This is a genomic window from Pseudomonas sp. B3(2017) (assembly GCF_002113595.1).
GTDB classification, from domain to species: Bacteria; Pseudomonadota; Gammaproteobacteria; order Pseudomonadales; family Pseudomonadaceae; genus Aquipseudomonas; species Aquipseudomonas ekonensis.
In genome coordinates this window covers 1-18,260 of record NZ_NEIU01000031.1, presented here as the reverse complement: position 1 = coordinate 18,260, position 18,260 = coordinate 1, and the positions used below count along the sequence as shown (strand labels likewise).

Here is an 18,260-nt window from a genome sequence, read left to right as displayed (position 1 = left end):
AAGAACGCCGCCATCGCCAACAAACCGGTGCCCACAAGCAGGCTCGCGCCCGGGGCTTTTTTGGGTACAATCCGGCCCCTCTTCCGCTCCCTTCAAGGATTGTGCATGTCCGGGCTTGAACTGTTTGCCGCCGCCCTCGGTGTGATCGCCGTCTGGCTGACGGTCAAACAGAATCCGTGGTGCTGGCCGATCGGGCTGGTCATGGTGCTGCTGTACAGCTGGATCTTCTTCGAGGTGAAGCTGTATTCGGACATGTTGCTGCAAGTGGTCTACGCCGCCCTGCAGCTCTACGGCTGGTGGCAGTGGACGCGCGCCGGGACGATGCACGACGGGCGCCAGGTCAGTCGGCTTGCCCCGTCCTCGATCGTGCAGGGCCTGGGCTTCGGCGCCGTCGGCAGCTTGCTGCTGGGTGCTGCGATGGCCCATTGGACCGACGCCGCGCAACCCTGGCTCGATGCCGCGCTGACCGGCTTCAGCCTGGTGGCGCAGTTCTGGATGGCCCACAAGCGCCTGCAATGCTGGGCGTTGTGGATCGTGCTGGATGTGGTCTTCGTCGCCCTCTTCCTCTACAAGGCGCTGTACCTCACCGCCGCGCTGTACGCCCTGTTCACCCTGATCGCGGTGCTGGGCTGGCGTGAATGGCGGGCCGACCCGGCGTTGCGCCACGCATGAAGACCGTCGTCCTCACAGGTCCCGAATCCACCGGCAAAAGCTGGCTGGCGGCCAGCCTCCAGGCACGCTTCGGCGGCGTGCGGGTGGACGAGTACGTGCGCACCTTCATTGAGGAAAAGGCCCGGGACACGTGCCTGGCCGACATCCCCGAGATCGCCCGCGGCCAATTGCACCGCGAAGACCAGGCGCGGGCACAGCGGCCGCCGCTGCTGATCCTCGACACCCACCTGCTGAGCAACATGCTCTGGAGCCAGACCCTGTTCGGCGACTGCCCGGCGTGGCTGGAGGAGCAATTGCTGGCCCGCCGCTACGACCTGCACCTGCTGCTGTCCCCGGAACAGATCGAATGGACCGACGACGGCCAGCGCTGCCAGCCGCAACTGATCGAACGGCAGGCGTTCTTCAACGCCACGCAAGCCTGGCTGGAACGCCACGGTCAGCCGCTGCGCATCATCCGCGGCGACTGGGACGAACGGCGCCGCGAGGCCTTCGCGGCGGTCGAGGCCCTGCTGGCCGGCTGACCCGTTCGCCGGGGCCTCTGCCCCGCCCTTTTCCCCTGCTTTGGGGCAAAAGTGTCCATTCCTGAAACACGTCCCCCGCTGCAAAGTGCCCGTCTTGGCGCGCTTCATCGCTTTGTCATGCCTTGTGTTACAGCGGTGAAACAGCACCGCGCAAACCCTTGTTCCAGAGCTTTGCATCGGCTTTGGCCCACTTGCGGGCCCGGTGCCTGTTTCAGCGCTGAAACAGCTTTTGTATCAGCCTTGCGCAACGCGGAACCAACCCATTGAAATCCATGGAGTTTTAAAAACCGGCACAGCTTTCGCTCTCTCCCTCACAACGCTGACCTGGGCTCGGCCCACTGAAGAAGGAACAGCCACCGTGGGGAAAATCAAAAAAGGCCTGACCTGCCTCCTGGTGATCGGATCCGCCGCCAGTGCACTCATCAGTTTCAACGTTCAGGCCGGCGGCAACGGCGTGATCGTCCTCAACCGCGATGTCCAGCCTACACCCATCGGCCGCAGCGCCGGCAAAGATCCGTACCCGACCACCGTCAACGCCAACCCTTCGGCGCGGATCAACCAGACCATCGACAACACCGAACTCAACGACGGCGACTTCGCCAGCGTCGCCAGCGGCTCGTCGATCCGCGGCAACATGGCGACCCCCAACGGCAGCCTGCCGGGCCTCAACACCCTGACCAACCCCAACGGCATGCCCGGCATGAGCGCCGGCCACGGCGGCGGCGCCGGCGGCACGATCTCCAACACGGTCAACCGTGCCATGAGCACCGGCCTGGCGCCGCTGACCCGCATGGCCGGAGGCCAATGACATGAATCGTTCCCTGCTCCTGCTCGCCCTGATCGGCTGCGCCAGCGCCATGGCCGATCCCAGCTCTGTGAACAACGCGAACATTCAAGATTCAGGCATGCAGTACCGCGGCAACTTCAACGTCAACCAGGCCGCCGGCGACCAGATGCAGCAGACCAACGCCAAAGCGGTCGCCATCGGCACCAACGCCCATGCGACCACCAGCGTGATCCAGAAGATCGACACGCCGGCCGACCGTTCGACGAACGCCAGCGCCACCATCGGCGGCGCCTCCTTTAGCAACGGCAGCGGGATCCTGGGCGTGAACCAGGGCGCCGGCGCCAACAACCAGATGGCCAACGTGACGCGCGTCAGCATCAGTGCTGCCCCGCAGAGCGTTGACGACAGCGCCCTGTCGCAACAGAACGTGGCGCTTTTACCGAACTCAGGAGCAACTGGCACCTCACCCGGCAGTCGCCAGGTCACGACGAGTGATCAGGCCTTCACCGGCAGCCGAGGAGTGATCCAGGTGAACCAGAGTGCCGGGGTGGGGAACCGTATGGCTAACACCCTGAGCATCCGGGTCGCTGACTGACCCAAACAGGCAGTGCAATTAGAAAGTACCAACACTTAACCAACTAATAAGCACGACGGAGAAACACCATGAAACCTACAATGGCCCTCAAACCACTGGTTTTCGCACTTGCAGCAGTGATGGCAATCGCAGCACAGGCAGGCGGCCGTGATGACAATCACGGTCATGGTAACGGCCACGGCAACGGTCATGGCCACGATCCAAAAGGCCCGACCCTTGAGCAAATCCTTCAGATCACCGCCGGCGCCGGCGCCGCTGTGCTGGACGAACAGAACAGCGACGGCAACGTGGTGAAAAACCAAGGCACCAAAAACGATGCCAAGGCTGACAACTCGCTGAACAACTCCAACGGCAACATGGGCGCCAACGTGGCCGCCGGCGACGGCAACCAACAAGACAACGCCGCTGCCCTGGCCACCGCCGACGAAAGCTTCATCTTCGGTACCGCTGTTGCTGCCTCGAGCGCCACTCAAGTCAACAACAACAACTATGTGAAAAACTCGTCGACCACCAACAGCGCTACTCTGAACAACGCTGGCAACAACGGCTCCGGGAACATCGGCGTCAACGTGACTTCCGGCAACTTCAACCAACAGAAAAACAACCTGGCGATCGCTGTTTCGGGTGGCCGTGTAGCCAACGCCGCCGCTGCCGCCAACCAGTCCTCCACTGGCCTGGTCGTCGACAACAAAGGCGTGCAGACCTACAAAAAAGACACCCTTACCGGAACCTTCTCTGCCGCTGGCGTCTTCGCCGCCAAAGGCACCGCAACCATCGAAGGCGACGATCACCATGGCGGCCACGGCGGCTATGGCAACGACAACCGTGGCGGCGGTCGTGACGACGATCAAAAAGCCAAATTCGAAGCCGTTGGTGTCTTCGGTCTGGCTGGCGTCACCACCCAACAAGTGCTGACCAAAGACGGCTGGAAAAACCCTGTGACCAACACCGCCAACATGACCGGTTCGATGAACAACTTCTCCGGCAACGGTGGAGCCAACGTATCGGCAGGTGTGGGCAACCAACAAAGCAACTCGCTGTCCATCGCCGCAGGCTGCAAAGCCTGCATGTAACCGCGATCAAAACGAAAGCCCCGGAAACGGGGCTTTTCGTCGGTCCCACAAGGCGTACCCGACCATGCGTACAACTGCCCTCATCGCCCTGCTTTGCCTGTCCGGCCTGACCCAGGCCGCTCAGATACCGGTGGCCGCCCTGCCCGGTGGCGTACTGGTCTATAAGGACGTGCAAAGCCTGCGTGAGCGCAAGTTTGCCGACATCGTCGAACAGAAAACCGACTTCAGCTGCGGCGCCGCCGCACTGGCGACGGTGTTGCGCCAGGCCTATTGGCTCGACGTCGATGAGGAGCACATCATCAAAGGCATGCTGGTCAACGCAGACCAGAACCTTGTCCGTACTCAAGGTTTCTCCATGCTGGACATGAAGCGCTACGTGGAAAGCATCGGCATGCGCGCCAGGGGCTACCGGATACCGGCCGACAAACTCGAGTCGGTGAGCATTCCGGTCGTGGTACTGATGGAGATTCGCGGCTACAAGCATTTTGTGGTGCTGCAGCGGGCGGACAAGGATTGGGTCTACATCGGAGACCCGGTTTTAGGACACAAACGCTACGCCCACAATGACTTTGTCAAAGGTTGGAACGGCATCGTCTTTGCCATCGTCGGCCCCGGATACGACAAGACCAATGCATTGCGCAGTCCTCCGGAACCGCTGACGGCCAAGAACAAGCTGGATACTTTCAACCCCGTCAAAGATGCTGAACTGATGGACTTCGGGTTCATACAGAGCGACTTCTTCTAATCGCCGATTACAAGAATGGGGCTGGATGTCCCGGGAGCAGCGGATGAAAACCTCATATTGGCTGGCCGCCGCCTGCCTGGCAGCGAGCGCATCAAGCTTTGCCAATGCAGGATTCAAACCCATTGAAATCAAGGACCAAGAGCTCGCCGAGCTTCGCGGTCGCTACGTCATGCCGGGCCGGATCATCAGCTTCGGTGTGGTCATGAGCAGCACCTGGCGCAACGCCAGCGGCGACATGATCGGGGCGTCGGCCTCGATGCAACTCCAAGCTGCAACGGTAAAACCCGAATTCTATGTCTCGACCATCAAGGAAACCGGTAACGGCAGCCCCCTGCAGACGGGGACCGGCAACGTCATTGGTGGCGCAGGACTGAACAGCAGCCAGGGCGTGACGCAAAGCGTACGCGCCGCCGGCGACAGCAACACCGCCTACAACAACGTGGCGATCAACGTCAAAGAGGCCAACCAGGCACCGGCACTGGTGCCTGCCCAGGGGCAAGCCCTGATGGCCGGACAGACCATTTCCGGCAGCAACGCCGCCGGCAGCGTGGCGGTCTCCGCCACCGGCGGAGGCGTGCAGATGGCCATTCAGGCCGCCGGCAACCAAGGGACGGCCCTGCAACAGGTCGCCCAGGGCGGGCTTTTGCAGAACAGCCGCCTGCTCGGCAACGCCAACGTCGTCAATAACCTGACGCAACTCAACGTAGTCCTCAGCAACAACGGCATGAGCGCCGGCGCGCTGGACTGCAATCTCACTCAACTCAGGGCACTACGCAACATCGGATATTGAACTACGCTGAGTCTCGACCATTGGGCTTGAAGGGACGGCTTATTCATGTATCGATCAGTTTCACTGCGTGCGGCTGTATGTTTGAGTACTCTACTTCCCGCCGCAGCATTGCATGCGGCGCCGGACGCGGACGTAGAGGCCCTGAAACAGGAACTTCTGGAGCTTAAGCAACGATACGAAGTGCAACAAAAGGCCCTGGCGGTGCTCGAGCAGCGGGTCCGCCAGGTCGAGGACCAACCCGCTTCACCACCGCCCAAGCGCCTGGCCAAGTCGCCGGCCGACATGAAAGGCAACAAGCAGGTCGCCGGCACCGGGGCCGCAGCCGCGTCGGGGGGCGCAGCGGGGGGAAGCGGCGCATCCTATGGCCAATCGCTGGCCGACGACTCGCAACCGGCGCAGAGCGTGTCCAACCTGTACGACGAGGCCAGCGGCTTCTTCGGCGGCGGCAAGTTCAGCTTCGAGACCGGCATCACCTATTCGCGCTACGACACGCGCCAGCTGATCCTCAACGGTTTCCTCGCGCTGGACTCGATCTTCCTGGGCAACATCAACCTGGACCGGATCAAGGCCGACACCTGGACCCTTGACCTCACCGGCCGCTACAACTTCGACAACCGCTGGCAGTTCGACCTGAACGTGCCGGTCGTGTACCGCGACTCGACCTACCAGTCCGGCGGCGGCAACAACGGCGCCGCCAACGTCACCACCGAACAGGACGTGAGCCGCGACCCGACCATCGGCGACGTCAACTTCGGCATCGCCTACAAGTTCATGGACGAGTCGGTCAACACGCCGGATGCGGTGGTCACGTTGCGGGTCAAGGCCCCTACCGGCAAGGATCCGTTCGGCATCAAGCTGCGCCAGACCGACGCCAACAGCAACCTGTTCGTGCCGGACACCCTGCCCACCGGCAACGGCGTCTGGTCGATCACGCCCGGCATCTCGCTGGTCAAGACCTTCGACCCGGCCGTGCTGTTCGGCAGCCTGTCCTATACCCACAACCTGGAGGAGTCCTTCGACGACATCAGCTCCACGGTCAACCAGAAGACGCCGGGCAAGGTGCGCATCGGCGACAGCTTCCAGATCGGCGCCGGCATCGCGTTCGCGCTGAACGAGAAGATGAGTATGTCGTTCTCCGTCTCGGACCTTGTGCAACGCAAGAGCAAGCTCAAGCAGGACGGCGGGGATTGGGAATCGGTGGTGTCCAGCGACGCCAACGCCGGTTACTTCAACGTCGGCATGACCATCGCGGCCACCGACAACCTGACCATCGTGCCCAACCTGTCCATCGGCATGACCGACGATGCCCCGGACTTCTCCTTCAGCCTGAAATTCCCGTACTACTTCTGACGGGCGCCCATGCAAAAGGCCCGCTGCGATCCCTGTCGCAGCGGGCCTTTTCAGTTTCCCCTCCCCGGGGAAACACCGCGCCCTAGCGGATCTGGTGCTTGTGCAGCAAACGGTAGAAGGTCGGCCTCGAGACGCCCAGCACCTTGGCGGCCACGCTGAGGTTGTCGCTGTGGCGGTTCAGCACGTCGCACAGCGCCTGGCGTTCGGCCCGGGTCTTGTAGTCTTCGAGGGTGCCCATGGGGGTCGTGACCGACTGCTGGCTGATCAGCCCCAGGTCGCGGGCCTCGATCTGCCGCCCTTCGGCCAGCACCAGGCCGCGGCGCACTCGGTTGGCCAGTTCGCGGACATTGCCGGGCCAGTCGTGCTTGCCCATGGCGATCAGGGCGTCTTCGCTGAAGCTGCGCGGGCGCCGGCCGGTCTCGTGGCTGTAGAAATGGGAAAAGTGGTTGGCCAGCATCGACAGGTCGCCGTGGCGCTCGCGCAGCGGCGCGGTCACCACCTGCAATACGTTCAGCCGGTAGTACAGGTCTTCGCGAAAACGTTTCTTCTCGATGGCCGCCTCAAGGTCGACGTGGGTGGCCGCCAGAACGCGCACATCCACCGGAATCGGCTGGCTGCCCCCGACCCGTTCGATGTGTTTTTCCTGGAGAAACCGCAGCAGGTTGGCCTGGAGCTCCAGCGGCAGGTCGCCGATCTCGTCCAAAAACAGCGTGCCGCCGTTGGCCGCCTCGATGCGCCCGACCTTGCGCTGATGGGCGCCGGTGAACGCGCCTTTCTCGTGGCCGAACAGTTCGGACTGGATCAGATGCTCGGGAATCGCCCCGCAGTTGATGGCCACGAACGGCTTGCTGTGACGTTGGGACTGGCGGTGCAGCGTGCGGGCGACCAATTCCTTGCCGGTGCCGCTTTCGCCGCGGATCAGCACCGGCGACTCGGTGGGCGCCAGTTTGCTCAGCAGCTTGCGAAGTTCACGGATCGGCTTGCTGTCGCCGAGCAGTTCGTGCTCCGGCTGATCGACGTGGATCGTGCCCTGGCCGCGCAGGCGCGCCATGCCGAACGCCCGGCCCAGGGTCACCTGCACCCGCGAGACGTCGAACGGCAAGGTATGGAAATCGAAGAACCATTCGCAGACGAAGTCCCCGACATTCTGCAGACGCAGCACTTCCTGGTTGAGGACGGCGATCCACTCGGTGCCGCTGCGGCTGATCAGCTCCTTGACCGCCTCCGGGCGCTCCAAATGAAAAGGCTGCAAACGCAACAGGCCGACATCGCAGGTGCGGTCGGCGGCGTTTTCCAGCGAACAGCTGTCGACATCCCAGCCCACGGCACGCAAACCGGGCAGCAGGCGGTGACAATCGTCACAGGGGTCGACCACCAATAGTCGTCGTAGGGCAGGCGCTTCGCTCATGACTGTTCCTTGGCGCCAAATTATGGGAAATGATCGCAAAAACAGTCATTTGGCAGACCTGGCTGTAACATTAGCAAGAATTTGACGGCACCTTGTATCAATTGCTTATAGGCGTACAAGTGAAGCAGTTATAAGTAACCGGTTTATTAGTTAGCTATCGACATGATTCTTTCACCAGGCTTTCAAAAGCGCCCGGACAATTGCCGGATCGGAAGAAAGTTGAAATTTCTTCGAATCCTGTGTGACCCGTCCCCCGGTTGCGTGCATCAGTACAAGTAACCAGCCGAACGGTAAGCCCAACCGACGGCACATCACTTGATTGGGCACTACAGAGAGAAGACCCCATGACCGCCCCGCTCCGTATCAACGAAGCTCTTTTGATTGCCAACCGCGCGTTCGAACCCTTCCAATGCGTGGCCTGGGCCCCACAAGACGGCAACGGCGAACTGAACCTGACCGTCATCGACCGCACCAACTCCCAGATCGGCCGCACGAAGATCCCGAGCAGCGCCTACTCCGACCCGGCGCAACTCGAACACCTGCTGCAACGGGCCCGCGCCGAACTGAGCGAAGAAGGCTACACGCTGCAATCCTGGTCGATGCCACACTGATCCGGGGCGATGCGGATGACGTTCCTGTCATCCGCCCCTCTTGCGCTTAGTTGCCGCATCCCTTCTTTTATTAGCGCACTCGCGTACAACTTTCTTCACAAGTTGAAGGCCCAAATACTTGGCAGGCTTGCGACTGGTTCAGAAAGTCATTGTTCTGGCACAGTGCGACCCTCCACCTGTTACTTCTGTCAGTTGTACTTGCACTCTTTCAAGGATTGAATGGGTCGCTCATGCAGTTGCCCGACCGACTTCCCGGTGTCGGCCGACTCGCAAGGAGACGCGTGCATGCCCACCCAGACCGCTTATGCGTTACCCGCACCTGCCGACAACGCCGGTCAACTGGACACCTCTTTTGCCGCCAACGGCGTCGCCCGGGTCTACTTCGCCGGCAGCCGCTCCAGCCTCACCCAGGGTGTGGCGCTCGATGCCCAAGGCCGGATTCTGGTGGCCGCCAAGGTCGGCACGGATCAAGGCAGCCGTTTCGGCCTTGCCCGTCTGCTGCCGGACGGTTCGGCAGACCTGAGCTTCGGCCTGCACGGGAGCGTGATCGGTGCCTACGCCGACGGCTACGAGGCCACCGCCGGCAAGGTGCTGGTACTGCCTGACGGACGGATCCTGCTGGCCGGCCTGCATTATGAAAACACCCACCGCACCCTGCCCGCCCTCGCCCTCTTTGACTGCCACGGCCGCCCCGACGGTGCGTTCGGCGAGGACGGCCGGCAAGTCGTGCGCTTGCCGGGCGACCTGTCCATGGGCTCGCGCGACTCTTGGCTGCCGCCCGGCGTCCCCGGTGCCGAGGCATGCGACGTCGCCTTGCAGCCCGACGGCCGGATCCTGCTGATCGCCAATCACCATTTCGAACTCGCCGACCATGCCGGCATCCTGATCCGCCTCACACCCGGCGGCCAACCGGACAGCACCTTCAATGGCCGCGGCTTCGTGATGGTTCGCCACCTGCTGCTGAACACCTGGCTCAGCAGCCTGCTGCTGCAGCAGGACGGGCGCATCGTGGTCGCCGGCTCCATCGATTTCCCTCAAGAGGGGCTGCTGGCGCGTTACCTGCCGGACGGCCGACTGGACGAGCGCTTCGCCGTGGACGGGTTCATGGCGTTCAAGGCCGGGGGCCAGAGCGCGCTGGTGAGCCAGGTCCTCGAATCCGCCGAGCGCCTGCATTGCCTGGGCAGCAGCCGCGATCCGATCCGCTGCCTGTCACTGACGCTTCACGTCAACGGCCGCCCGGATGTGCATTGCAACGGCGCGCGACCGCACCTGCTGGAAATCGGCCACAGCGGTTGCCAGTGGACCGCCGCCGTCCGGATGGCGGATGGTCGGATCATCGCGGCCGGCGCCACTATCGGCGGCGTCGAAGCGGATTTCATCGTCGCCCGCTACCTGGCGGATGGCCGGCCGGACCGGTGCTTCGGCGACGGCAACGGCTGGCTGCGCACGCGGCTGGGGCACAGTCTGGACACCGCCACATCCATGGCCCTAGAGCGCGACGGCGGGATTCTGGTCGGCGGCTACTCGCTTGACGGCAATTACCGTGCTGTCGTGGCGCGTTATCTGAATCAATAAGAGAAAACTCCTACGCTTGATCTTGATCGAAGCTTGCGGCACCGTGCGCGCTTCTTAAGACAAGGAGCAACCGATGTCCGGCTCGATGGCCCAAGCGTTCGCGCACAATTTTCTCGGGCACTCTCCCCGTTGGTACAAGGCGTGCCTCGTCGGGTTCCTGATACTCAACGCGCTGGTGTCGTGGACGGCAGGCCCGGTGGCTGCCGGCTGGCTGCTGGTGGTCGAATTCATTTTCACCCTGGCGATGGCGCTCAAGTGCTACCCCCTGATGCCGGGCGGCCTGCTGCTGATCGAAGCGCTGCTGCTGAACATGACCACGCCGCAAGCCATCTACGATGAGCTGGTGCACAACTTCCCCGTGATCCTGCTGCTGATGTTCATGGTCGCCGGCATCTACTTCATGAAGGATCTGCTGCTGTTCCTGTTCTCGCGCCTGCTGCTGGGCGTGCGCTCCAAGGCACTGCTGGCGTTGATGTTCTGCTTTCTGTCGGCGTTCCTGTCGGCGTTTCTCGACGCGCTGACCGTCACCGCCGTGATCATCAGCGCCGCTGTGGGCTTCTACTCGGTGTACCACCGCGTGGCCTCCGGCAACGATCCTCGCCAGGACAGCGAGTTCAACGATGACCAGCATCTGCCCGTGCTGCACCACGGGGATCTGGAGCAGTTCCGCGCCTTCCTGCGCAGCCTGCTGATGCACGGCGCGGTCGGCACGGCCCTGGGCGGCGTGTGCACGCTGGTGGGCGAGCCGCAGAACCTGCTGATCGGCCATGAGATGGGTTGGCACTTCGCCGAGTTCTTCAGCAAGGTCGCGCCGGTGTCTCTGCCGGTGCTGGTGGCCGGCCTTACGACCTGCGTACTGCTGGAGAAGCTGCGCTGGTTCGGTTACGGCACGCTGCTGCCGGACAACGTTCGCGCCGTGCTGGCCAACTATGCCGCCGAAGACAACGCCGAACGCACCCCGCGCCAACGCGCCGCCCTGCTGGTGCAAGGCGCCGCCGCTCTGATCCTGATTGCCGGGTTGGCCCTGCACATCGCCGAGGTCGGCCTGATCGGGCTGATGGTGATCGTGCTGATCACTGCCTTCACCGGCATCACCGATGAACACCGGCTGGGCAGCGCCTTCAAGGACGCCATGCCCTTCACCGCCCTGTTGGTGGTGTTCTTTGCGGTGGTCGCGGTGATTCACGACCAGCAACTGTTCGCGCCGTTGATCCGCTGGGTGCTGGCGCTGCCGGCCGAGCAGCAGCCGGGCATGCTGTTCATCGCCAACGGTCTGCTGTCGGCGATCAGCGACAACGTGTTCGTGGCCACGATCTACATCACCGAAGTGAAGCAGGCGTTCCTGTCCGGCCACATGAGCCGCGAGCATTTCGAGACGCTGGCGATCGCGATCAACACCGGCACCAACCTGCCGAGCGTGGCGACTCCCAATGGTCAGGCGGCGTTCCTGTTCCTCCTGACCTCGGCCATCGCGCCGCTGGTGCGCCTGTCGTATGGGCGCATGGTGTGGATGGCGTTGCCGTACACCGTGGTGATGGGCGTTTTGGGCTGGTATGCGGTGGGCTATTGGCTGTAGCCGACATTTTCAGGGCCTGACACGCCGCCATCGCCAGCAGGCTGGCTCCCACAGAGTTTGCGGTGGCCCACAGTCAGCATTCCCCCAGCAAACCTGGGGGAGCCAGCCTGCCGGCGATGGCGTCAGCATGAGCCCCCTACCGGGGCAGGATGTACCGCTCGATGGCCTGCGCCACGCCGTCTTCGCTGTTCGAGCCGGTCACCGCATCGGCCTGGCGCCGGATCTCCTCCGGTGCCTGCCCCATCGCAATCGACAGCCCGGCGCAGTGGAACATCGCCGGGTCGTTGCCGCCGTCGCCGATGGCGGCGGTCTGGGCCAAGGGGATGCCCAGGTATTCGGCCAGCGTCACCAACGCGGTGCCTTTGTTGGCCTCCAGCGCCGTCACGTCCAGATAGACCGGCTGCGAGCGCGACACCTGGGCCATGCCGTCGACCTGCGGCAACAGGCGCGCCTCCAGCTCGATCAACAACTCGGTGTTGTCGCTGGCGGCCACGATCTTGGAGATGCGTTCCAGGTAGGGTTCGAAGCTGTCCACCACCACCGGCGGGTAACCGAGCCCGTGCTGCTCGCGCGGCACCATCGGCCCGTGCGGATCCTTGAGCAGCCAGTCGTCGCCGCTGAACACCCAGATTTCGATGTCCGGCCGGTCGGCGAACAGCGCCAGCGCCGTCAGCGCGGCGGTGGCCGGCAAGTGGTGGGCCGCCAGCAGGCTGCCGTCCGGGTTGACGATCGTGCCGCCGTTGAAGCCCGCCGTCGGCAAATCGACGCCCAACGCCTCGATCTGCTGTCGCATGGCCCTGGGTGGACGTCCGGTGGCGAGGCTGAACAGCACGCCGGCCTCGCGCAAGGCGCGCACGGCTTCGACCGTGCGCGGGCTCAGGCTGTGGTCGGCCCGCAGCAGCGTGCCGTCCATGTCGCTGAGCAGAAAACGGATGGGTTGCGGCGCAGAGTCACTCATCCCAGGCCATGCCAGACGCGGCCGTCGCGGGTCAGCAGTTCGTTGGCCGCTTCCGGGCCGTCTTCGCCGGCCGCATAGGCCTGTACGCTCGCATCCTGCTGCCAGGCGTCGAGGAACGGCTGCACCGCCCGCCAGCCGTTCTCGATGTTGTCGGCGCGCTGGAACAGCGTCTGGTCGCCGGTGAGGCAGTCGTAGATCAGCGTCTCGTAACCGGTGGACGGCTGCATCTCGAAGAAGTCCTTGTAGGCGAAACCCAGTTCGATGTTAGCCATGTTCAGCGCAGGCCCCGGCCGCTTGGCCAGCAGGTCGAACCACATGCCTTCGTTGGGCTGGATCTGGATGCGCAGGTAGGTCGGCTGCAGCTCGTCCACTTCGGTGTCGCGGAACTGCGCATAAGGCGCCGGCTTGAAGCAGATGACGATCTCGGTGTCGCGCACGCTCATGCGCTTGCCGGTGCGCAAGTAGAACGGCACGCCGACCCAGCGCCAGTTGTCGATCATCACCTTCAGCGCCACGTAGGTTTCCGTGGTGCTGTCCGGCGAAACGTTGGCCTCTTCGCGGTAACCGGCCAACGGCTTGCCGTCCAGGGCTCCGGCGCCGTACTGGCCACGCACCGAGTTGGCCCGCGCCTCTTCCGTGGTCCAGGGGCGGATGGCGCCGACCACCTTGGCCTTCTCGCCGCGCACCGCGTCGGCGCCGAACGCGGCCGGCGGCTCCATGGCGACCATCGCCAGCAGCTGGAACAGGTGATTGGGCACCATGTCCCGCAGGGCGCCGGTGTTTTCGTAGAAGCTGCCGCGGGTCTCCACGCCGACGGTCTCGGCGGCGGTGATCTGCACGTGGTCGATGTAGTGGTTGTTCCAGAAGGCTTCGAACAGGCTGTTGGAGAACCGGCTGACCAGGATGTTCTGCACGGTTTCCTTGCCCAGGTAATGGTCGATCCGGTAGATCTGCTTCTCTGTCATCACCTTGAGCAGGCAGGCGTTCAAGGCTTCGGCGGTCTTGAGGTCCGAGCCGAACGGCTTTTCGATCACCACCCGCCTGAACGCTTCCGGAGCTTCCTCCAGCAGGCCGGCGCTGCCGAGCCTGCGCACCACCTCGCTGAAGAAACGCGGCGCGGTGGCCAGGTAGAACACCGCGTTGCCGGTGCCGCTGTCGGCGATCTTCGCCGCCAGGGCCGAATAGGTGCCGTCGTCCAGGAAGTCGCCCTGGACGTAGCTGATGTTTTTCGCAAGCTGGGCCCACAAGGCCGGGTCAAGGGACTGGTTGCCCTTGCCGACCTTGCTGGCCACTTCGTCGCGGATGAAGTCTTCGAGTTTCTTCGCGAAGCCTTCATCGCTGATGGCGTTGTGGTCAACGCCGATGATCCGCAGTCCGTCACCGAGCAACCCGTCGCGCTTGAGGTTGTACAGCGCCGGCATCAGCAGGCGCTTGACCAGGTCGCCGTGGGCGCCGAACAGAAACAGCGTGGTCGGCGGCGCGGGCTCGGCCTTGGACTTCCTGCGGATCACATGGGTCATTTCTTCGCGGTCTCCACATGGCCGCCGAAGCCGAAGCGCTGGGCCGAAAGGATCTTGTCGCCGAAGGTGCCCTGGCCACGGGAGCGGTAGCGCGAGAACAGCGAGTTGGACAGCACCGGCACCGGCACCGCTTGTTCCATGGCCGCCTCGATGGTCCATTGGCCTTCGCCGCTGTCCGCGACAGAGCCGGAGAAGCCGTCGAGTTTCGGGTCGGCCGCCAGCGCGTCGGCGGTCAGGTCCAGCAGCCAGGACGACACCACGCTGCCGCGGCGCCACACCTCGGCGATGTCGGCGACGTTCAGGTCGAAGCGCTGATCTTCCGGCAGGCGGTCGCTGGACTTGGTCTTGAGGATGTCGAAGCCTTCGGCGAAGGCCTGCATCATGCCGTACTCGATGCCGTTGTGGATCATCTTGACGAAGTGCCCTGCGCCGGCGGGACCTGCGTGGATGTAGCCGTGCTCGGCACGCGGGTCGTCGGACTTGCGGTCCTTGGTGCGCGGGATGTCGCCCATGCCCGGCGCCAGCGTCTTGAACAGCGGGTCGAGACGGCTGACGGTCGCGGCGTCGCCGCCGATCATCATGCAGTAGCCGCGCTCCAGGCCCCAGACGCCGCCGGAGGTGCCCACGTCGATGTAGTGCAGGCCTTTCTCGGCCAGGGTCTTGGCCCGGCGGATGTCGTCCTTATAGTTGGTGTTGCCGCCGTCGATGATGGTGTCGCCGGCCTCAAGCAGGGTGCTCAGGGTTTCGATGGTCTCTTCGGTCGGCGCGCCGGCCGGCAGCATGACCCACACGGCGCGAGGCTTGGCGAGGCCGGCGACCAGCGCCGGCAGGTCGGCGACGCCCGTGGCGCCCTCGGCGGCCAGGGTGTCCACAAAAGCGGTATTGCGGTCGTAAACAACGGTGGTGTGACCGTCGAGCATCAGGCGCCGCGCAATGTTGCCGCCCATGCGGCCCAGTCCAATAATCCCGAGTTGCATGTGCTGATGCTCCTTACTGCAGTAAAAGTGTGTCAATGGTTATAGCCCAACGCGACTGATGGAGGTTAGTCCGAAGCGTCGTGATGAAGTTTCCGGGCATTGTGCCCGATCCAGACAGATAACGTCGGGAAACGTGGCGAAGACACAACGACCGCAAAAAATAAAAAAGTTCCCATCACAAGCAAAAGAAATCAGAATCGGCGCCGATAGTGAGTCAGGATCCCGGCCACGGGAGCCGATTCACGGTTGAGTCACGCCGTTTGCGAGGTGAGCAATGGGCACAGTACATACCGCAACACCGCCACAAACCCTGTACGTCACGATCCGCCGCGATGAACTGCGCGAGCTGAAGGACGAACGCGATCAGCTCAAGCGGGAATTGGCGCAACTGCGCCTGCTGACGCAGGGCGCCCAGCCCGCCCCGCTGCCGACCCTGCAGCGCCGCCCCAACGCCTGACCCCTCTGCCCCGGGAGCGGCCCGCGCCGTTCCCGTCACGATGCCCGCCTCGCCTTTACGGGCAACTCACAAAGTTTTCACATCCGCTTGTTGATACTCCGCCGATTGAGCCGAGCGAGAGCGTTCGGCTTCCGTTCGTCGGCAAAAGGATGCACCGGCGGTGGTTGTGACGAGTGAGCGGAGCGCTGAATGGCATTGTTCAAACGCAGCAATACGACTGCGACAGGTTTTGACTGGACCGGACTGCTCTGGCTGTTCGTGTTCTTCTGGTACTTTTCGGGCATCACCCAACTGTTGATCCAGCTGACCGGCACCTCCGGGTTCACCGGGTTCCGCCAGGCGTTCGTGATGAGCGCCGTGTGGCTGGCGCCGATGCTGCTGTTCCCCAAACGCACCCGCCTGCTCGCCGCGCTGATCGGCGTGGTGCTGTGGGCCTGCTCGATGGCCAGCCTTGGCTACTTCTTCATCTACCAGCAGGAGTTCTCCCAGAGCGTCATCTTCATCATGTTCGAGTCGAACGTGTCCGAGGCCGGCGAGTACATCACCCAATACTTCGCCTGGTGGATGATTCCGGCGTTCCTCGCCCACACCGCGTTCGCCTGGTTCCTGTGGACACGCCTGCGCCCGGTCTACATGCCCCGTGGCCGCGCGTTCGTGGCGGCGATGGCGATCCTGCTGGCCGTGGTCGGCTATCCGCTGATCAAGCAGACCCAGCGCACCGGCAGCTTCGCCGGCGGTTTCGAGAAGTTCGAGACCCGCATCGAGCCGGCCGTGCCATGGCAGATGGCCGTGGCCTATCACCGCTACCTCGAAACCCTGGGCGAAATGCAGGGCATGCTGCACAGCGCCAGCAAGATCCCGCCGCTGCACAACCTCAAGGATGCGGGCGCCGACCAGCCGGCGACCCTGGTGCTGGTGATCGGCGAGTCCACCAACCGCCAGCGCATGAGCCTCTACGGCTACCCGCGCAAGACCACGCCTGAGCTGGACAAGCTCAAGGATCAACTGACGGTTTTCGACAACGTCATCACCCCGCGCCCTTACACCATCGAGGCGCTGCAGCAGGTGCTGACCTTTGCCGACGAAGAGAACCCGGACCTGTACCTGTCCACGCCGTCGCTGGTGAGCATGATGAAACAGGCCGGCTACAAGACGTTCTGGATCACCAACCAGCAGACCATGACCAAGCGCAACACCATGCTCACGACCTTCTCCGAACAGGCCGACGAGCAGGTGTACCTCAACAACAACCGCAACCAGAACGCCGCCCAGTACGACGGCGATGTGATCGAGCCGTTCAACAAGGCCCTGGCCGACGCGGCGCCGCGCAAGCTCATCGTCGTGCACCTGCTCGGTACCCACATGAGCTACCAGTACCGCTATCCGCCGAGCTTCGACAAGTTCCAGGACCGCGACGGTGTGCCGGCCGGCCTGCGCGACGACCAGGTGCCGACCTACAACAGCTACGACAACGCGGTGCTGTACAACGACTTCGTGGTGTCGAGCCTGATCAAGGACTACGCCAAGTCCGATCCGAACGGCTTCCTGCTGTACCTCTCCGACCACGGCGAAGACGTCTTCGACTCGGTCGGCCACACCACCCTGGGCCGCAACGAGAACAAGCCGACCGCACCGATGTACACCATCCCGTTCATGGCCTGGGCCTCGCCGAAGTGGCGCCAGACCCATGATTGGAACTTCGTCGGCGACCTGAGCCGCCCTTACAGCAGTTCGCACCTGATCCACACCTGGGCGGATCTGGCCGGCCTGAGCTTCGACGAACTGGACCGCAGCAAGAGCCTGGTCAGCGACAGCTTCAAGCCACGCCCGCTGATGATCGGCAACCCGTACGAACGCGAGCAGCGTCCGTTGATCGACTTCAGCCTGATGAAGCCGAAGAAACCGGCGGCCACCGAGGTGGTGCAGCAGCAGTGAGACAAAGGGGCCATCTAAGGCCCCTTTTTCATGGGCATCGTTTGTGCGGCCAATGGCCCGATCCCTGTGATCCTGTGATCCTGTGATCCTGTGATCCTGTGATCCTGTGATCCTGTGATCCTGTGATCCTGTGATCCTGTGATCCTGTGATCCTGTGATCCTGTGATCCTGTGATCCTGTGATCCTGTGATCCTGTGGCGAAGGAGTTTGCTCCCTCGCCACAGAGGCACCTACAGCTCATAGAGGTTCTTACAGCTCACACAGAGGGAAGAAACGGGACGGATGTATTTAGCCGTCCCGTTTTCATTCGCCAACATCACAACATTTTCAACCTTCAGCAAAATCGTTTAAACACGTTTAGAAAGACATCCCTAACCCCACATCACCTTGCGCCATTGCCTACAGCTACGCCAGAATCCGCCGGCTTGTTCGCCTTGGGGGCGGGTTCTATCGTTTGGCGGTCACTGACGAATCAGTGATCGGATTTGACCGTCCGCCCAACATCAAGGCGCAGCAGCGTTCTGCACGTGTTCAGGCATTGTCTGAAATCATGTCGCGGTGGCTGTGCGTGGGACACCTTCGGGTGTGCCGGATTCCTTGATGTCCGGTCGGTCAACCCGCGTACAGCTGCCACCCTGTTTGTTTGACCGCGAACGGTGGCGGCTCCAACCATCAAGGAGCTTCACCATGTTCAAACCCACCCCCAACCC

General features: G+C 63.2%; 17 protein-coding genes. 13 read left to right on the top strand and 4 right to left on the bottom strand.

What is annotated here, in order from left to right:
- Nucleotides 1–105 precede the first annotated feature (105 nt).
- The 8 genes from pnuC (at nt 106) to CAG33_RS27105 (ending at nt 6,533) form a co-directional block, all read left to right on the top strand.
- The gene (gene pnuC, locus CAG33_RS27140; protein WP_085633804.1) at nt 106–672 is read left to right on the top strand and encodes a nicotinamide riboside transporter PnuC; all 567 of its coding nucleotides are present in this window, start codon (nt 106–108) and stop codon (nt 670–672) included.
- Nucleotides 669–1,193: an AAA family ATPase gene (locus tag CAG33_RS27135; protein ID WP_085586919.1), complete on the top strand. Its 525-nt coding sequence runs from the start codon at nt 669–671 to the stop codon at nt 1,191–1,193. Before pnuC ends, CAG33_RS27135 begins: the two co-directional genes overlap by 4 nt.
- Before the next feature lie 358 nt (nt 1,194–1,551).
- Complete coding sequence (locus CAG33_RS27130; protein ID WP_085586918.1) at nt 1,552–2,001, top strand: hypothetical protein; 450 nt, start codon at nt 1,552–1,554, stop codon at nt 1,999–2,001.
- Nucleotide 2,002: 1 nt separating this feature from the next.
- On the top strand, nt 2,003–2,575 hold the full coding sequence (locus CAG33_RS27125) for an adhesin (protein WP_085586917.1): 573 nt from the start codon (nt 2,003–2,005) through the stop codon (nt 2,573–2,575).
- 68 nt (nt 2,576–2,643) lie between these two features.
- Entirely contained in the window at nt 2,644–3,648 is a 1,005-nt protein-coding gene (locus CAG33_RS27120) for a heme utilization protein (protein ID WP_085586916.1), read from the top strand.
- A gap of 64 nt (nt 3,649–3,712) precedes the next feature.
- A complete protein-coding gene (locus tag CAG33_RS27115) occupies nt 3,713–4,393 on the top strand; it encodes a C39 family peptidase (protein ID WP_085641197.1) in 681 nt (226 codons plus the stop codon).
- A gap of 43 nt (nt 4,394–4,436) precedes the next feature.
- On the top strand, nt 4,437–5,183 hold the full coding sequence (locus CAG33_RS27110) for a hypothetical protein (RefSeq protein WP_085586914.1): 747 nt from the start codon (nt 4,437–4,439) through the stop codon (nt 5,181–5,183).
- A 45-nt stretch (nt 5,184–5,228) separates the two neighbouring features.
- Nucleotides 5,229–6,533, top strand: a complete 1,305-nt coding sequence (locus CAG33_RS27105; RefSeq protein ID WP_085586913.1) for a transporter — start codon at nt 5,229–5,231, stop codon at nt 6,531–6,533.
- An 82-nt stretch (nt 6,534–6,615) separates the two neighbouring features.
- Here CAG33_RS27105 and CAG33_RS27100 read toward each other — a convergent pair whose 3' ends face one another.
- The gene (locus CAG33_RS27100) at nt 6,616–7,941 is read right to left on the bottom strand and encodes a sigma-54 dependent transcriptional regulator (RefSeq protein ID WP_085586912.1); all 1,326 of its coding nucleotides are present in this window, start codon (nt 7,939–7,941) and stop codon (nt 6,616–6,618) included.
- A gap of 344 nt (nt 7,942–8,285) precedes the next feature.
- Here CAG33_RS27100 and CAG33_RS27095 point away from each other — a divergent pair, with 344 nt between their 5' ends.
- The 3 genes from CAG33_RS27095 (at nt 8,286) to nhaB (ending at nt 11,703) form a co-directional block, all read left to right on the top strand.
- Complete coding sequence (locus CAG33_RS27095) at nt 8,286–8,552, top strand: hypothetical protein (RefSeq protein ID WP_085586911.1); 267 nt, start codon at nt 8,286–8,288, stop codon at nt 8,550–8,552.
- Nucleotides 8,553–8,837: 285 nt separating this feature from the next.
- Nucleotides 8,838–10,127 carry a hypothetical protein gene (locus CAG33_RS27090; protein WP_085586910.1) on the top strand — a complete coding sequence of 430 codons (1,290 nt, stop codon included), beginning with the start codon at nt 8,838–8,840 and terminating at the stop codon, nt 10,125–10,127.
- A 73-nt stretch (nt 10,128–10,200) separates the two neighbouring features.
- Entirely contained in the window at nt 10,201–11,703 is a 1,503-nt protein-coding gene (nhaB, locus tag CAG33_RS27085) for a sodium/proton antiporter NhaB (RefSeq protein WP_085641195.1), read from the top strand.
- 136 nt (nt 11,704–11,839) lie between these two features.
- Here nhaB and CAG33_RS27080 read toward each other — a convergent pair whose 3' ends face one another.
- Genes CAG33_RS27080 through gnd form a run of 3 tightly spaced genes read right to left on the bottom strand, consistent with a single transcriptional unit; the run spans nt 11,840 to nt 15,158 of the window.
- A complete protein-coding gene (locus CAG33_RS27080; protein ID WP_085641193.1) occupies nt 11,840–12,661 on the bottom strand; it encodes a Cof-type HAD-IIB family hydrolase in 822 nt (273 codons plus the stop codon).
- Nucleotides 12,658–14,181 (bottom strand): glucose-6-phosphate dehydrogenase, encoded by a 1,524-nt coding sequence (zwf, locus tag CAG33_RS27075; RefSeq protein ID WP_085633800.1) that lies wholly within the window; start codon nt 14,179–14,181, stop codon nt 12,658–12,660. Before zwf ends, CAG33_RS27080 begins: the two co-directional genes overlap by 4 nt.
- Entirely contained in the window at nt 14,178–15,158 is a 981-nt protein-coding gene (gene gnd, locus CAG33_RS27070) for a phosphogluconate dehydrogenase (NAD(+)-dependent, decarboxylating) (protein WP_085641191.1), read from the bottom strand. The genes zwf and gnd overlap by 4 nt, the downstream gene beginning before the upstream one ends.
- A 274-nt stretch (nt 15,159–15,432) precedes the next feature.
- Here gnd and CAG33_RS27065 point away from each other — a divergent pair, with 274 nt between their 5' ends.
- Both CAG33_RS27065 and CAG33_RS27060 read left to right on the top strand, forming a co-directional pair.
- Nucleotides 15,433–15,615 carry a DUF6026 family protein gene (locus CAG33_RS27065; protein WP_085586905.1) on the top strand — a complete coding sequence of 61 codons (183 nt, stop codon included), beginning with the start codon at nt 15,433–15,435 and terminating at the stop codon, nt 15,613–15,615.
- 189 nt (nt 15,616–15,804) lie between these two features.
- Nucleotides 15,805–17,550 carry a phosphoethanolamine transferase CptA gene (locus CAG33_RS27060; RefSeq protein WP_085633798.1) on the top strand — a complete coding sequence of 582 codons (1,746 nt, stop codon included), beginning with the start codon at nt 15,805–15,807 and terminating at the stop codon, nt 17,548–17,550.
- Nucleotides 17,551–18,260: the final 710 nt, after the last annotated feature.

Coding starts and splice junctions, on each gene's coding strand:
- CAG33_RS27095 (WP_085586911.1), top strand. CDS start 8,286: ATGACCGCCCCGCTCCGTATCAACGAAGCTCTTTTGATTGCCAACCGC.
- CAG33_RS27090 (WP_085586910.1), top strand. CDS start 8,838: ATGCCCACCCAGACCGCTTATGCGTTACCCGCACCTGCCGACAACGCC.
- CAG33_RS27060 (WP_085633798.1), top strand. CDS start 15,805: ATGGCATTGTTCAAACGCAGCAATACGACTGCGACAGGTTTTGACTGG.
- gnd (WP_085641191.1), bottom strand. CDS start 15,158: ATGCAACTCGGGATTATTGGACTGGGCCGCATGGGCGGCAACATTGCG.
- CAG33_RS27100 (WP_085586912.1), bottom strand. CDS start 7,941: ATGAGCGAAGCGCCTGCCCTACGACGACTATTGGTGGTCGACCCCTGT.
- CAG33_RS27120 (WP_085586916.1), top strand. CDS start 2,644: ATGAAACCTACAATGGCCCTCAAACCACTGGTTTTCGCACTTGCAGCA.
- CAG33_RS27135 (WP_085586919.1), top strand. CDS start 669: ATGAAGACCGTCGTCCTCACAGGTCCCGAATCCACCGGCAAAAGCTGG.
- CAG33_RS27105 (WP_085586913.1), top strand. CDS start 5,229: ATGTATCGATCAGTTTCACTGCGTGCGGCTGTATGTTTGAGTACTCTA.
- pnuC (WP_085633804.1), top strand. CDS start 106: ATGTCCGGGCTTGAACTGTTTGCCGCCGCCCTCGGTGTGATCGCCGTC.
- CAG33_RS27115 (WP_085641197.1), top strand. CDS start 3,713: ATGCGTACAACTGCCCTCATCGCCCTGCTTTGCCTGTCCGGCCTGACC.
- CAG33_RS27125 (WP_085586917.1), top strand. CDS start 2,003: ATGAATCGTTCCCTGCTCCTGCTCGCCCTGATCGGCTGCGCCAGCGCC.
- CAG33_RS27065 (WP_085586905.1), top strand. CDS start 15,433: ATGGGCACAGTACATACCGCAACACCGCCACAAACCCTGTACGTCACG.
- CAG33_RS27080 (WP_085641193.1), bottom strand. CDS start 12,661: ATGAGTGACTCTGCGCCGCAACCCATCCGTTTTCTGCTCAGCGACATG.
- zwf (WP_085633800.1), bottom strand. CDS start 14,181: ATGACCCATGTGATCCGCAGGAAGTCCAAGGCCGAGCCCGCGCCGCCG.
- CAG33_RS27110 (WP_085586914.1), top strand. CDS start 4,437: ATGAAAACCTCATATTGGCTGGCCGCCGCCTGCCTGGCAGCGAGCGCA.
- nhaB (WP_085641195.1), top strand. CDS start 10,201: ATGTCCGGCTCGATGGCCCAAGCGTTCGCGCACAATTTTCTCGGGCAC.